We start from the raw sequence: 13295 nt of genomic DNA, 5'->3' as shown, positions 1-13295 counted from the left end.
TGGAGCCTAGTGGTTTCCGCGGCGCCCCCACGACTACGCTGGGGCAGCATGAGCGAACAGACGAATAATGAGAATCACCCGGAAAACACCCAGCCGGAGAACGGCAAGATTGATGGCAACGCAGCCGTCAACCAAGCCGCGGAAGCATGGAAGGATGCTGCCTCCCGCAACATCCCCACCGTTGATGTAGCAGAGAATCCTTTGCCCGATGAGACGGCAAACCTGCGTCAGGGTCCGTCGCTGCACGATGGACTCTTGGGGCTTCTCCCCCTCGTCGGCGTGTGGCAGGGCGAAGGCCAGGCCCACAGCGCCGACGGCGAGCAGTACGCCTTTGGCCAGCAGCTCATCATCGCCCACGACGGTGAGAACTACCTGACCTACACCTCCCGCACCTGGAAGATCGATTCCGAGGGCAACCCGGCGGGCCCGGACGTGCGCGAATCCGGATTCTGGCGCATCTCTCTCAAGGACGAGATTGAGATGACCTACACCTCCTCCAATGGTGTCAACGAGATCTTCTACGGCTCCCTGTTCAACGAGCGCGCTTGGCAGCTGGAGTCCGCCTCCACCATGGTGACGGAGACAGGCCCCGCCAACCTCGGCCCCGGCAAGCGCATGTACGGCCTGATGCCGAACAACAACTTGGGCTGGGTCGATGAGCGGCTTGTCGACGGCGAGATGCGCCCCTTCATGTCCGCCGAGCTCACCCGTGTGGCAGGCTAGCTAGCAGGCGAGCTAGCCGCATAAGGGAATCTAGCGGGCCAGGGCGGCGTCGATCAGCGCGCGTATTTCTTCTGCGTTCGCCGGCGCCTTGAGCTTCGTGTCATCGAGGCGCGTCACCCGCACCGCTGTGCGCACCGAGGAGACCAGCCACACCGAGTCAGCCTCCTCGAGGTAGCTCAGGTTGAGCTCCTTCGCCTTGCAGCGATATCCCTGTTCTGAGGCGTATTCAAACAGCGCGGCCTGCGTGGTTCCGGGGAGTATCCCCTTACCCGCGGGGGTGCGCAGCTTGGTTCCCTTAACCGCCACCACGGTTGAGGTAGCCCCCTCCAAGACCTGCCCCGTGTCGGGGTCGGTAAAGATCACATCATCAAATCCGCGCTCGCGGGCCAGCCGCAGCGTGGCCATTGTGGCCGCATAATTCAGCGTTTTCGCCGGTAGCTCCTCCGCCACCTGCCACAAACGCGGCGTACTCATGACCTTGACGCCCTTCGCGCGCTGCGCCACCACATCGTCCGGGATTTCCTGAACCGCGACCCAGGCCGTGGGCACCCCGGTGGAGGCCCGACCGCGGGTATAGGTCCACGTGCACTTGGCTTCGAGCGGCGAGCCACCCGTGTCCCCCGCGCCGGCGGGGCCATAAAAGTCGGCGATAGCCAGCGCGGTGGCTTCCTCCCACTTGTGCATCGGCGGTTCCGGCAAATTCAGAGCCTGGGCGGAGTGTCGGAAGCGCTCCGCGTGGCGGGGAAGGTTCGCCGCCTTACCGTCACGCACTAGAAGGGATTCAAAAATCCCGTCTCCGCGCGTGACCGCGGCATCATCCCAGTAGACCAACGGTAGGTTCGGCATGTGGCGCCGCACCGATCCCCCAAACGGCTCCACGACGTAGATGACCGGCTCTTTTCTGCGCTGAAGGCTCATAGCCCCGATTATGCCCTACCATCGAAGGGCGTGAGTTACTCTTCGCCACTTCTTTCCCGGCCCGGAGCCGCTGAGTTCCAGGGCACCACGCTCGTCGATGTCTCCGGGGTCCCCTGGCACTACGGCACCCCCCTCGTCGAACAGCGCGCGGTGGAAACAGGTTCAGCCATCATCGACCGCTCCCATCGCCACGTCATCGCGGTTTCTGGGCCCGATGCCCAGGCCTTCCTGCATAACCTCCTGAGCCAAAAGCTCGATGACGTGGACGCCGGCTTTTCCGCAGGTGCCCTTGACCTCAATATTCAGGGCCACGTCCTGCACCACATGGATCTATCTTTCGACGGGGAAACCTTCTACCTCGATGTGCCGGCGGCGCAGTTCGAGTCTTTGCGAGATTTCCTCACCGCCATGGTGTTCTGGTCCCAGGTCACCGTAGAGGAAGCGGACGTGGCGGTCATCAGCGTGCTCGGTCAAGCGCTGGACAAACCTTCCACAGCTCTGGTGGAAAGGCCCGTGCACTGGCCGGGCTGCCCGCGCCAGGATTTCCTCGTGCCGCGGGACAAACTAGACGCAGCGGTGCAAGAGTTGGAGGCCCAGGGCGGAAGCTTAGCGGGGCTCATGGCTTTTACCGCCGAGCGCGTGCGGGCACGTGAGCCCGAACTAGCCGCAGATCTCGATGCAAAGACTATCGCCCACGAGGTTCCGCATTGGATCCGACGCAGCGAGGATCAGCCCGCGTTCGTTCACTTGGACAAGGGCTGCTACCGCGGGCAGGAGACCGTCGCGCGCGTAGAAAACCTTGGGCGCTCTCCCCGTTTATTGGTGCTGCTCTACCTCGACGGCTCCGCCCCGGAGCAACCGGAGAGCGGAGCGGATATCACGTCGGGCGGGCGTCGCGTGGGCAGGCTCGGCACCGTGGTGGAGGACTGTGAGTATGGCCCCATCGCGCTTGGTCTAGTAAAGCGCAGCGCCCTCGACCATGGAGAGCTGGCCATTGGTCCGGTAGCAGCATCGATCGAGCCGGATTCCATCCCTGTCGATGAGGGCCCGAAGGCCGGCCGTGCCGCTGTGGATCGCCTGCGCGGAAAATAGTGGCGTATTACACAATGGACTGTTTGCCGCAGGGTGGAGCACTTTTCAGCACACCGCTAGGGGGTAGTTCGGAATTTTTTCGTCACACAGGCTATGGTGTCTTACAGGAACATACACATATCTGACTAAGACGATGGGGCGGCCAAGAATCCCTGGACCGCCCTACACACCTCAAGGGGGTCATGCACATGGGACGCGGACGCGCCAAGGCAAAGCAGACCAAAGTTGCACGCCAGCTGAAGTACAATTCGCCCGAGATGGATCTGGATTCGCTCCAGCGTGAACTCGCCTCACAGAACTCCAAGCGCTCCAGCAATGAGGACGAGGATCAATACTCGGAGTACGCGGACTACGAGGACTATGCGGATCGCTGGGACTCGGACGAGTGGGATGAGGATGATTCCGAAGAGCGCTAAGCGCGTGAATCACTTCCCCATTCTGTACATGCACAGCACGTAAGCGAAGGGCCGGAGATGCCTCCCCTCTTAGTGAGGGGCGCCTCCGGCCCTGTTCCTTTTCTTCAGAACCTAGAACCCTGGGTGCTCGCCGGTCATGAGGACGCGCGGCTCGCCGTCTTCGGCGACGCGGACGGTGCCCAGCTCCCATGCCTCAACGTGGCGGGCGGTCATCATGGCCAACGCACGCTCACGGTCCTCCGGCGCAACGACGGCGATCATGCCAACGCCCATGTTGAACGTCTTCTCCATTTCCTCGAGAGCAACCTTGCCCACGGAGGAGATGGTCTTGAAGATCTGGCCCGGAGTCCACGTCGAGCGATTAACCTCAGCGGTCAGGCCCTCCGGGATCACGCGCTCGAGGTTGCCCGCGAGGCCACCGCCGGTGACGTGGCAGAAGGTCGACACCGCGCACTCCGATACCAGCGCCAAACAGTCCTTGGCGTAGATGCGAGTAGGCTCCAAAAGCTCCTCACCGAGGGTGCGGCCCAAGTCTTCCATGTAGCCATCGAGCGGCAGACCGGCCTGCTCCAGCAGCACGTAGCGCGCCAAGGAGTAGCCGTTGGAGTGCAGGCCAGAGGACTTCATAGCGATAAGGACGTCGCCGTCACGTACCTTGTCGGGGCCGAGGAGCTCATCGGCCTCCACCACACCGACGGCGGTGGCGGAAACATCGTACTCATCCTTGCCCATGACGCCTGGGTGCTCAGCGGTCTCGCCGCCCAGCAGCGCTGCACCTGCCTGCACGCAGCCCTCAGCAATGCCCTTGACAATGTCCGCGACCTTTTCCGGAACAACCTCGCCCACGGCGATGTAGTCCTGGAGGAAGAGCGGCTCGGCGCCGCACACGACGAGGTCATCAACACACATGGCAACCAGGTCAATGCCGATGGTGTCGTGCTTATCCATGGCTTGAGCCACGGCCAGCTTGGTGCCCACGCCGTCTGACCCGGCCGCGAGGACCGGCTCCTTGTACTCGCCCAGCTTAAACAGGCCGGCGAAACCGCCCAGCCCGCCCATGACCTCCGGGCGGGAGGCACGCTTGGCGTGCGGGGTGATTAGCTCAACTGCGCGGTCGCCTTCCTCAATGTTGACGCCGGCGGCAGCATACGTGTTCTCGCTCATGAGTGACTTAGTCCTTAATCGTTAGTTGTCGTCGAGCCCTGCAGGGTACGCACGGCCTCAGCATTGGGGTTTCCGGCGGGCAGTCCAAGCGGGTACTCGCCATCGAAGCAGGCACAGCACAATTCGCTGCGGGGCTGCTCGGTGGCCGCCACCATCTCATCGGTGGAGACGAAGCCCAGCGAATCTGCACCGATTGCCGTGCAGATGGTCTGCGCCACTTCCTCCGGGTCATCGGAGGGGTTGGCATTAGCAATCAGTTCACCCGGGGAGGCGAAGTCGATGCCGTAGAAGCACGGCCACTTTACCGGCGGGGAGGCGATGCGCACGTGGACCTCGGCAGCGCCGGCTTCCCGCAACATCCGGATCAGGGCGCGCTGCGTGTTGCCGCGGACGATCGAATCATCCACCACCACGATGGACTTGCCGTCAATGACCTCCCGCAACGGGTTGAGCTTGAGGCGGATGCCCATCTGGCGTTGAGACTGCGTGGGCTGGATAAAGGTGCGGCCCACGTAGGAATTCTTGACCAAGCCATGTGCAAAGGTCAGCCCAGATTCGCGGGCATAGCCCACGGCGGCCGGGTTGCCGGACTCGGGAACGGGGATCACCATGTCCGCGTCGGGCGCTGGGTACTGGCGCGCTAGGCGACGCCCAATTTCCACACGCGTGGCATTGACGGAGCGGCCTTTGATGTTTGTATCCGGCCGCGCCAGGTAGACGTATTCGAAGACGCAGCCGTGGCGCTTGGTCTCCGCGAAGCGCTCGGAGCGAATACCGGTCTCATCAATAGCGACGAGCTCGCCAGGTTCAATTTCCCGGATGAACTGCGCGCCCACGATATCGAGGGCGCAGGTTTCGCTCGCCACCACCCAGCCGGTGGTGAGGCGGCCGAGGGCAAGCGGGCGCACGCCGTGCGGATCGCGAGCGGCATACAGCGTGTGCCCGTCGGTAAAGGTCAGGCAGTATGCCCCCTTAACCCTGGGCAACAGCTGCAGTGCCGAGTCGAAGACTGAATTATTCTCGCTGACGCCATCCGCCAACAAGATGGACAGGCACATGGAGTCAGAGACGGATTCTTCGTGCGGCTTGATGAGCCCGCGTTCCACGGCCTCGGCGCGCAGCTCCACGTAATTCACCAAGTTGCCATTGTGGCCGAGTGCAATGTCAACGCCGCTGGGCGACGTCCCAAACATCGGCTGCACATTCGACCATTCCTTGCCGCCCGCAGTGGAGTACCGCGTGTGGCCAACAGCCACGTTTCCGTGCAGAGAGGTCAGGATGGATTCATCGAAGACATTGGACACTAGGCCCATGTCTTTGAAGACCACGATGCGGTCATCATCCCCCACCGCGATGCCCGCGGCCTCCTGGCCGCGGTGTTGGAGGGCAAAGAGGCCGAAGTAGGTTAGCTTGGAAACCTCTTCGCCTGGTGCCCAGACACCGAAAACTCCGCATTCTTCGCGGGGCTCCGGATCCAGGCTGGGATCCGTCGACAGGGGCTTAGTCATGCTCTGGACGTGTTCAGCTACCACGGCGCTAATCCTAGCCGTTCCGGCCAGTGAAAACTAACGGAATCACGGGCAAGTAGGCAGCAATCTCGTGGGCACGGGAGCCGGAGGCGTCCACACGGCCGTCGCCAAGCGCCTGCTCCCACCCCATGGCACCCGTAGCCAGCTGCAGCCACGTCAGGGGATCCATCTCCACCACGTTCGGAGGGGTGCCCCGGGTATGGCGAGGCCCGGCGATACACTGCACTGCCACGAATGGGGGGACCCGCAGCTCCACGGAGTGGCCCGGCGCGTCTGCCTCCACCAGGCGGGCCGTGGTGCGTGTAGCGGCCGCAAGCGCAGCGCGACCTGGTTTTTCCACCCCTTGAGGATCACGGATCCACTCCGCCACTGCTTCGACGGCGGCGCGGGCCGTGGCGGCATCAACGGCCTTCTTCATCTGGTCACCACGCTCCCTGATACTTTGTTATCCATGTCACCAACCATGCCATCAAGCTCGTCGGAAGAAAAGAAGTCCGTTCCCAACGAGAAGTCCCCTTCCCTCACCCTGCGGTTTATGGCCGCCCCCACCGATCTCACCATCGCCGGCGCCCAGGGCATCGGCGGCGGCCGCGTCCTGGAATGGATCGATAAGGCCGCCTATGCGTGCGCGGTTCAATGGTCCGGTACCTACTGCGTGACTGCCTACGTGGGCCATATTCACTTCACGCGCCCCATCCCCTCAGGCCACCTCGTGGAGGTGCGCTCGCGCATCGCGATGACGGGGCGCTCCTCCATGCACATCGTCAACGAGGTGCTTTCCGCCGACCCGCGCGATGGTATTTTTACTCGCGCGTGCGACTGCCTCGTCATCTTCGTAGCCAAAGACACGGAAACCGGTAAGTCGGTCGCCGTGCCGCCGCTGGTTCCGGACACCGTGGAGCACCAACGCGTGTGGGAAGCCGCGGAATCCCGCATCGAGCTGCGCCAAGCCATCGAAGCGGAGATGGAAAAACAGACTTATGATGGCCCTTCCGATGCCCCTCGAATGGTCACCCGCTTCTTGGCAAAGCCGACCGACGTCAACTGGGGCGGCAATGTCCACGGCGGTACGGCCATGGAATGGATTGATGAGGCCGGCGCTGCCTGCACCATGGAGTGGTCAGGCGAGCACACGGTGGCGGTCTATGCCGGTGGTATTCGCTTCTACCGGCCTATCCATATTGGAGACCTCATCGAGGTGGATGCCCGTATGATGCGCACGGATACCCGCTCGATGCAGATGTCGATCCACGTCCGCTCGGGTAACCCGCGCGGTGGCCGCGAGAAACTAGAAACCGCCATCCACGCCACTGTGGCCTACATGGGCATGGACGCTGACTGGCAGCCGCTCGCCGCCCGCCAGTTTGTCCCCCGCACCGAAGAAGACAAGCGCCTGTGGGAGCACGCCGGCATTCTCCGCGGCCTGCGCGGCAAGTACTCCCCGAAGCCTCTGGTGGTGGCGCCACAGCACCAGCACGTGGACTAACCTAGGCCAGCCCTCCACCCCATCACTAGGGCGGGGCCGCAGCTAGTTCAGCGGCTCAACCCGACACGCCACGTGGAGGGTGCTCGGATCCTTGGCTTTGCGCAACGTGACGGTGCGCGCTCCGATCTCAGTGTTTGTGGCGACACTCGGAGCCACAAACACGCCCGTCGTCGCTGGAAGAATAACCGGCTTGTAGAAGTCCGCGCTGATGCGTACAGCACTTGAAAGGGTGCCGTCGAGCACCGACAACATCCGGGCGTGCGTATACATGCCGTGCGCGATGGGCGCGGGAAAACCGAAGAGCTTGGCGCCCACGGTGGAGACGTGGATGGGGTTCTTATCGCCGGATGCCGCGGCATAAACGCGGGTGCTCTCGGGACTAAAGCGCAGCGTTGCCGTGGGCGTTCCCGCCTCATCATCAGGGAAGTCGAGGAAGCGCTCGGCTTCAGGGCGCGTTCGCACCTGCCGCGGGGTGTCCTTGGTGAATTTCGCGCCCTGGCCTAGGAAAACCGAAGTCTGGCGCCAGATCTCCTCACCACCCACGCTGTACGTGGTCACCATATCGATGACCAGCCCCTTGCGGTGCGGGCGGAGGTTTTCCGCGTGCACGGAGATGTCGCAGCTTTCGTCGACGCGTAGCGGGCGGGTCTGCTCGATGCGGTTCGACAGGTGCACCACGCCGACTGCGGGAAAAGGAAAGTCCTGTGCCGCCATCACCTTGATTGCGAGTGGGAAGGCCAGCGCATACAGGTAGGTGGCGGGCAACTCATTGCCCAGGCGCAGGCCCGTGGCTTGGCAGTAGCGAGCCAGGTGCGCGGTATCGACGCGCACTCCCTCGACGCGGTAGGCGGTCTGCGGGTCGTCGACCTTGCGCTTGCCGGCCCCCAGCCCGGGGATGGGCACCGCGCCTACCATGAGTGAGCGGTAAAGGGCGGGAAGGTCAGGAATCTCGTTGAGTGTGGTGACGTTCATTTATGCTCCCATGAGGTTCTGGCCGCACACGCGGACCGTGTTGCCGCTCACCGCGGCGGAGGCCGAGGCAGCGAAGAAGGCGACGGTCTCCGCGACGTCGACAGGCAAACCACCTTGCTGCAGTGAGTTCAGGCGCCGGCCGATTTCGCGCGGCCCAGTGGGCATCGCCGCAGTCATGGCGGTTTCGATGAATCCGGGGGCAACAGCGTTGATGGTGGAGCCATTCTCCGCCAAGACGGAGCGCAAGGAATCAACGAGCCCGATGATGCCTGCCTTCGTCGTGGCGTAGTTGGTCTGGCCGCGGTTGCCGGAAATGCCGGCCATGGAGGACACACCAACCACGGCCGCCCCCGGCGCGAGGGCTCCGGATTCGAGGAGGTTTTCGGTAATGCGTACCGGTGCCAGCAGGTTAACAGCAAGGACAGCGTCCCACTGCCCCTCGTTCATGTTGGCCAGCAGCTTGTCGCGGGTGATTCCAGCGTTGTGGACGATGACGTCAATAGCTCGACCATGACGCTCCTGGGCGTGCTGGGCAATCTTGTCCGCGGCCTGAGGGTCAGTGACATCGAGAGGCAGCGCGGTGCCTTTGACCTTGTTCGCGGTCTTCGCCAGGTGTTCGCTAGCTTGCGGGACGTCGATGCAGATGACGCTGGCACCGTCGCGGGCCAGCACCTCGGCGATGGTAGCGCCAATACCGCGAGCAGCACCGGTGACCACCGCGAGGCGCCCGTCGAGCGGCTTCTCCCACTTCGCTGACTCACCTCCGCGTGCGGGGGAGCCCTCACTCACCGCGCCCACGCGGACCACCTGGCCATCCACGAAGGCCGACTTCCCGGAGAGGAAGAAGCGGAGGGTGGACTCCACCTCCGCGGTGGCCGCAGGATCTACCCACACCAGGTTCACGGTGCCGCCCTTGCGCATCTCCTTGGCCAAGGAGCGCGTAAAGCCTTCGAGTGCGCGCGCGGTAATCCGGGCGTCGATAGTATCTGCAGCCTCCGGGGTGGTGCCGACAACCACGAGGCGCGCGCACGGCAGGAGGTTGCGCATCTGTGGGTTGAAGAAGTCATACAGCTCGCGCAACTGCTCGGGGGTCTCTAGGCCGGTGGCATCGAAGACGAGGGCGGCGCGCGGGGCCTCCGCAGAGGCGTTGATGATCTGGTAATCCACGGCTAGCTGGGAGCGAAGAAAGTCGGCGATGCGTCCCTGGCCGCCAATGACGATGGGGCCATCGAGCGCCGGTTCGCCTACTTTATGACGACGCAGGGGGTGGCCCTGGGGTACACCCGCTTTGGCGGCAAGCGGAGAGTTGATGAGCTTCTCGGCAATGGTGACGTGCGGCATAAGGTGACGCATTCCTTTCTGAGATCTTCACAACCTTGCGAGCATTATTTTGCTAGTTGCAAGGCCCGTTAATTGAGTGATAGAACTAACAATATCACCTTAGTTGTGATGCGAAACGCGCGGTGGGATTGCTACCCTCTCCCACTGGGGCGATTCGCACCAGACCACTCGCGAAGGAGTTTTTGATGACCAACCCCCCGCACCGCGTAGCCATCCTCGGTGGCAACCGCATTCCCTTTGCTCGCTCCAATAAGCAGTACGCTCACGCGTCCAACCAAGACATGCTCACCAGTGCGCTCGACGGCCTCGTGGCGCGCTACGGGCTGCACGACGAACGCCTCGGCCTCGTCGCCGCGGGTGCCGTGCTCAAGCACTCCCGCGATTTCAACCTCACTCGCGAGTCGGTCCTCGGTTCCGCGCTCGACTCGACCACCCCAGCTATTGACGTGCAGCAGGCCTGCTGCACCTCCCTGGCGGCGGCTATCCACGTCGGCGATGCCATTGCCCAGGGCCGAATTTCCGCCGGCATCGCGGGAGGCACGGACACCACCTCGGATGCCCCGCTGGCCGTCAATGACACCCTGCGCCGCACGCTGCTCAACCTCACCCGCGCCAAGACCGCCGCTCAGCGCGCCCAGCTCATCGGTTCCATCCGACCCTCGCAGTTAGCCCCGGAGCAGCCGCAGAACGGCGAGCCGCGCACCGGATTGTCCATGGGAGATCACGCCGCCATCACCGCCCGCGAAATGAACGTGAGCCGCGAAGCCCAGGACGAGCTGGCACTCGCCTCCCACCAGAACCTCCATCAGGCCTGGGAAGAGGGCTTCTTCGATGACCTCACCACCGGATTCCTCGGCGTCAACCGCGATACCAACCTGCGCCCGGATTCCTCCCTGGAGGCCCTAGCCAAGCTCAAGCCGGTCTTCGGCAAGCGCGATGCCGAACAGCACGGCACGCAGGCCACCATGACCGCGGGCAATTCCACACCGCTGACCGACGGCGCCTCCGTCGCCCTGCTGAGCTCCGAGGAGTGGGCAGCCGAGCACAATATCGAGCCCCGCGCCTTCCTCGTCGATTCCGAGACCGCGGCGGTCGATTTTGTCCACGGCCCCGATGGGCTTCTCATGGCGCCGACCTACGCGGTCCCGCGCCTGCTGGAGCGCAACAACCTGACCCTCCAGGACTTCGACTTTTACGAAGTCCACGAGGCCTTCGCGTCCCAGGTACTCGCCACCCTGTCTGCATGGGAGGACGAGACCTACTGCCGCGAGCGCCTCGGCCTGCAGTCTGCGCTGGGCCCCATCGACCGCGCCAAGCTCAACGTCAAGGGCTCCTCCCTTGCCGCTGGGCACCCCTTCGCCGCCACCGGCACCCGCATCCTCGCCACTACCGCCAAGATTCTCGAAGAAAACGGTGGTGGGCGCGCCCTCGTCTCCATCTGTGCGGCCGGCGGCCAGGGTGTTGCAGCCATCGTCGAGCGTTAAGAAACTTCCCTCCCCAGAAAGGACCCCCACCATGCCACTCACCAAGTCTTCCTCGGACACGAAATCCGTCTCACCAGAACTCAACAACCAGGCCACGACCGACGCCCCCAAGGCCGAGGCCCGCAGCCCGCACCGCCTGCCCACCACCCCGAAGCCCTCAGTGGCCACAGAACTGGCTGCGCTTCTCGACGGCCCCCACGCCGCCTTCCGCCAGGAGCTGCGCACCTTCCTCAACGACCCTTCGCTCTTCCCGAAGCCGGACCTGCCGATGGCAGAGCAGCGCCAGCACACCTTTGACAACCTCTCCAAGGTCCGCGATTTCGGCGGTTTCAACCACGGCCTGCGCCGCGCCAACGGCGGTTCCGGTAAGCCGAACCTGTCCACCTTCACCCTGGAGGGCCTAGCCTGGGTTGATGGTTCACTGGCTATTAAGTCCGGCGTGCAGTGGGGCCTGTGGGGCGGCGCCCTGGATCAGCTCGGCACTGAACGCCACCTCGAGTGGGTCAAGAAAGCCGCCAGCCTGGAGCTGCCAGGCTGCTTCGCTATGACCGAGCGCGGCCACGGCTCTGACGTGCAGTCCCTGGAAACCACCGCCACCTTCGACCCAGAGACCAACGAGTTCGTCATCAACACCCCCTCCGATTCCGCGGTGAAGAACTACATCGGCAACGCCGCCAAGGACGGCCGTGCGGCCGTCGTCTTCACCCAGCTGATCACCCCTGACAGCGATGGCCGCTCCCACGGCGTGCACGCCATCATCGTCCCGATCCGCGATGAAGAAGGCAACGAGCTGCCAGGCGTTACCCTGGGTGATCATGGCCACAAGGGTGGTTTGGTAGGCGTCGATAATGGCACCCTGCGCTTCGACAACGTCCGCGTGCCGCGCGAAAACCTCCTCAACCGCTTCGCCGATGTGGACGAAAATGGCAGGTACACCTCCCCCATCGAGTCCAAGAATGCCCGCTTCTTTACCATGCTGGGCACCCTCATCCGCGGCCGCATCGGTGTCTCCGGTGCGGCGGGCGCGGCCACCGAGGCCTCCCTGGACATCGCCATTCGCTACGCCAACCGCCGCCGCCAGTTTGAGGGCGCGACCGGCGCTGAGAAGCGCCTCATCGAGCACCGCCAGCACCGCCGCCGTCTGCTCATTCCGTTGGCCCGCACCTATGCGCTGCACCTGCTCTACAACCAGATTCTGGAGCGCTACCAGGAGCAAAACGATCAGCACGAGGACGGCACGTGGTCAGTGACGGAGCCGACCGAGGAGCAGAAGTTCGCCTCCCGCGAGATGGAATCCCTGGCCGCGGCCATCAAAGCTGCGCAGACCCAGCACGCCACCCGCACCATCCAGGAATGCCGCGAGGCTTGCGGCGGCGCTGGCTACATGTCGGAGAACCGCCTGACTACCTACCGCGCTGACTCCGATGTCTTCGCCACCTTCGAGGGCGATAACACCGTGCTCATCCAGATGGTGGGCAAGAACCTGCTCACCGCCTATGGCCGCGCGATGAATGACATGAGCCCGTGGGACACCGTGAAATACGCAGCCTCCACCGCCACCGATGTGGTTCGTCGCCGCTATGGATTCACCACCCGCCTGCAAAGCCTCGTGGACCGCGTGAACCCCTCCGAGGCTTCGCTTTTCGACGCCACCTACCAGGCCAAGCTGATCGACGACCGTGCCCAGTCCATCCTCTTCTCCCTCGTGCGCCGCATCCAGCCGGCCCGCAAGGCCGATAAGGTGCAGGCTGCCGCCATCGTGGATCAGTGCCAGGATCACCTCATCGCCGCCGGCTGGGCCCGCGTGGATACCTTGTTGGTCCAGGCCATGATTGAGGCAGAGGAGCGTCTTGAGGAAGGTTCGCTGGCACGCCAGGTCTTTGAGCAGCTGCGCCACCTCTTCGTCTTCGACACCTTGGTCCAGCACGCGGGCTGGTACCAGGAACACAACCTGATCCCGGCAGGCCGCATCAAGGCCGCCCGCGCCGCCATCAACGACCTCGTGGATTCGCTGGCACCGTGGTCCGTCGTGCTCGTCGATGCCTTCGGCGTTCCGCCTGAGGTACACAACATCCCGATGCTGACCGAGGCCGGAGTGGATCCGCTCCACGTCTAGTCACTCCACGCATAGTGAGGGCACTTTCGCCATCTGGCGGGGTGCCCTCCCTAG

The 13295-nt window shown here is 63.8% G+C and carries 12 protein-coding genes; 6 read left to right on the top strand and 6 right to left on the bottom strand.

Annotated elements, in window-relative coordinates; genetic code table 11:
- Positions 1 to 48: 48 nt before the first annotated feature.
- Entirely contained in the window at positions 49 to 723 is a 675-nt protein-coding gene (locus HMPREF2565_RS07735) for a heme-binding beta-barrel domain-containing protein (protein WP_046649306.1), read from the top strand.
- A gap of 30 nt (positions 724 to 753) precedes the next feature.
- On the opposite strand, the gene HMPREF2565_RS07730 is transcribed toward HMPREF2565_RS07735, so the two are convergent.
- A complete protein-coding gene (locus tag HMPREF2565_RS07730; protein ID WP_071407102.1) occupies positions 754 to 1641 on the bottom strand; it encodes an aminodeoxychorismate lyase in 888 nt (295 codons plus the stop codon).
- Between the two features lie 30 nt (positions 1642 to 1671).
- Here HMPREF2565_RS07730 and HMPREF2565_RS07725 point away from each other — a divergent pair, with 30 nt between their 5' ends.
- Complete coding sequence (locus HMPREF2565_RS07725) at positions 1672 to 2733, top strand: CAF17-like 4Fe-4S cluster assembly/insertion protein YgfZ (RefSeq protein ID WP_070680169.1); 1062 nt, start codon at positions 1672 to 1674, stop codon at positions 2731 to 2733.
- A gap of 188 nt (positions 2734 to 2921) precedes the next feature.
- Complete coding sequence (locus tag HMPREF2565_RS07720; RefSeq protein ID WP_049157167.1) at positions 2922 to 3149, top strand: DUF3073 domain-containing protein; 228 nt, start codon at positions 2922 to 2924, stop codon at positions 3147 to 3149.
- 111 nt (positions 3150 to 3260) lie between these two features.
- Here HMPREF2565_RS07720 and purM read toward each other — a convergent pair whose 3' ends face one another.
- Genes purM through HMPREF2565_RS07705 form a run of 3 tightly spaced genes read right to left on the bottom strand, consistent with a single transcriptional unit; the run spans position 3261 to position 6260 of the window.
- Positions 3261 to 4313: a phosphoribosylformylglycinamidine cyclo-ligase gene (gene purM / locus HMPREF2565_RS07715; protein ID WP_070516640.1), complete on the bottom strand. Its 1053-nt coding sequence runs from the start codon at positions 4311 to 4313 to the stop codon at positions 3261 to 3263.
- 14 nt (positions 4314 to 4327) lie between these two features.
- Positions 4328 to 5821, bottom strand: a complete 1494-nt coding sequence (gene purF / locus HMPREF2565_RS07710) for an amidophosphoribosyltransferase (protein ID WP_210385891.1) — start codon at positions 5819 to 5821, stop codon at positions 4328 to 4330.
- 34 nt (positions 5822 to 5855) lie between these two features.
- On the bottom strand, positions 5856 to 6260 hold the full coding sequence (locus HMPREF2565_RS07705; protein WP_071407100.1) for a sterol carrier family protein: 405 nt from the start codon (positions 6258 to 6260) through the stop codon (positions 5856 to 5858).
- 33 nt (positions 6261 to 6293) lie between these two features.
- Between HMPREF2565_RS07705 and HMPREF2565_RS07700 the strand changes: the two genes are divergently transcribed.
- Complete coding sequence (locus tag HMPREF2565_RS07700) at positions 6294 to 7328, top strand: acyl-CoA thioesterase (RefSeq protein WP_071407099.1); 1035 nt, start codon at positions 6294 to 6296, stop codon at positions 7326 to 7328.
- Positions 7329 to 7370: 42 nt separating this feature from the next.
- On the opposite strand, the gene HMPREF2565_RS07695 is transcribed toward HMPREF2565_RS07700, so the two are convergent.
- Together HMPREF2565_RS07695 and HMPREF2565_RS07690 are read right to left on the bottom strand one after the other, a co-directional pair.
- On the bottom strand, positions 7371 to 8300 hold the full coding sequence (locus tag HMPREF2565_RS07695; RefSeq protein WP_070511034.1) for a MaoC/PaaZ C-terminal domain-containing protein: 930 nt from the start codon (positions 8298 to 8300) through the stop codon (positions 7371 to 7373).
- Entirely contained in the window at positions 8301 to 9641 is a 1341-nt protein-coding gene (locus tag HMPREF2565_RS07690) for a 3-oxoacyl-ACP reductase (RefSeq protein ID WP_049157178.1), read from the bottom strand. It abuts the gene before it with no gap.
- Positions 9642 to 9826: 185 nt separating this feature from the next.
- Between HMPREF2565_RS07690 and HMPREF2565_RS07685 the strand changes: the two genes are divergently transcribed.
- Both HMPREF2565_RS07685 and HMPREF2565_RS07680 read left to right on the top strand, forming a co-directional pair.
- A complete protein-coding gene (locus HMPREF2565_RS07685) occupies positions 9827 to 11125 on the top strand; it encodes an acetyl-CoA C-acetyltransferase (protein WP_070511036.1) in 1299 nt (432 codons plus the stop codon).
- 31 nt (positions 11126 to 11156) lie between these two features.
- Positions 11157 to 13241, top strand: coding sequence for an acyl-CoA dehydrogenase family protein (locus HMPREF2565_RS07680; RefSeq protein ID WP_070511038.1), 2085 nt, complete (start codon positions 11157 to 11159; stop codon positions 13239 to 13241).
- Positions 13242 to 13295: the final 54 nt, after the last annotated feature.

The organism is Corynebacterium sp. HMSC072A04 (genome assembly GCF_001809235.1).
GTDB classification, from domain to species: Bacteria; Actinomycetota; Actinomycetes; order Mycobacteriales; family Mycobacteriaceae; genus Corynebacterium; species Corynebacterium hiratae.
The sequence above is the reverse complement of the archived record's forward strand: the minus strand, read 5'-3'. Positions and strand labels throughout refer to the sequence as shown.

Excerpts from the sequence above, each read along its gene's own strand:
- HMPREF2565_RS07705 (WP_071407100.1), bottom strand. The coding sequence starts at position 6,260 with ATGAAGAAGGCCGTTGATGCCGCCACGGCCCGCGCCGCCGTCGAAGCA.
- HMPREF2565_RS07685 (WP_070511036.1), top strand. The coding sequence starts at position 9,827 with ATGACCAACCCCCCGCACCGCGTAGCCATCCTCGGTGGCAACCGCATT.
- HMPREF2565_RS07690 (WP_049157178.1), bottom strand. The coding sequence starts at position 9,641 with ATGCCGCACGTCACCATTGCCGAGAAGCTCATCAACTCTCCGCTTGCC.
- HMPREF2565_RS07680 (WP_070511038.1), top strand. The coding sequence starts at position 11,157 with ATGCCACTCACCAAGTCTTCCTCGGACACGAAATCCGTCTCACCAGAA.
- HMPREF2565_RS07695 (WP_070511034.1), bottom strand. The coding sequence starts at position 8,300 with ATGAACGTCACCACACTCAACGAGATTCCTGACCTTCCCGCCCTTTAC.
- purM (WP_070516640.1), bottom strand. The coding sequence starts at position 4,313 with ATGAGCGAGAACACGTATGCTGCCGCCGGCGTCAACATTGAGGAAGGC.
- HMPREF2565_RS07730 (WP_071407102.1), bottom strand. The coding sequence starts at position 1,641 with ATGAGCCTTCAGCGCAGAAAAGAGCCGGTCATCTACGTCGTGGAGCCG.
- purF (WP_210385891.1), bottom strand. The coding sequence starts at position 5,821 with ATGACTAAGCCCCTGTCGACGGATCCCAGCCTGGATCCGGAGCCCCGC.
- HMPREF2565_RS07700 (WP_071407099.1), top strand. The coding sequence starts at position 6,294 with ATGTCACCAACCATGCCATCAAGCTCGTCGGAAGAAAAGAAGTCCGTT.
- HMPREF2565_RS07735 (WP_046649306.1), top strand. The coding sequence starts at position 49 with ATGAGCGAACAGACGAATAATGAGAATCACCCGGAAAACACCCAGCCG.
- HMPREF2565_RS07720 (WP_049157167.1), top strand. The coding sequence starts at position 2,922 with ATGGGACGCGGACGCGCCAAGGCAAAGCAGACCAAAGTTGCACGCCAG.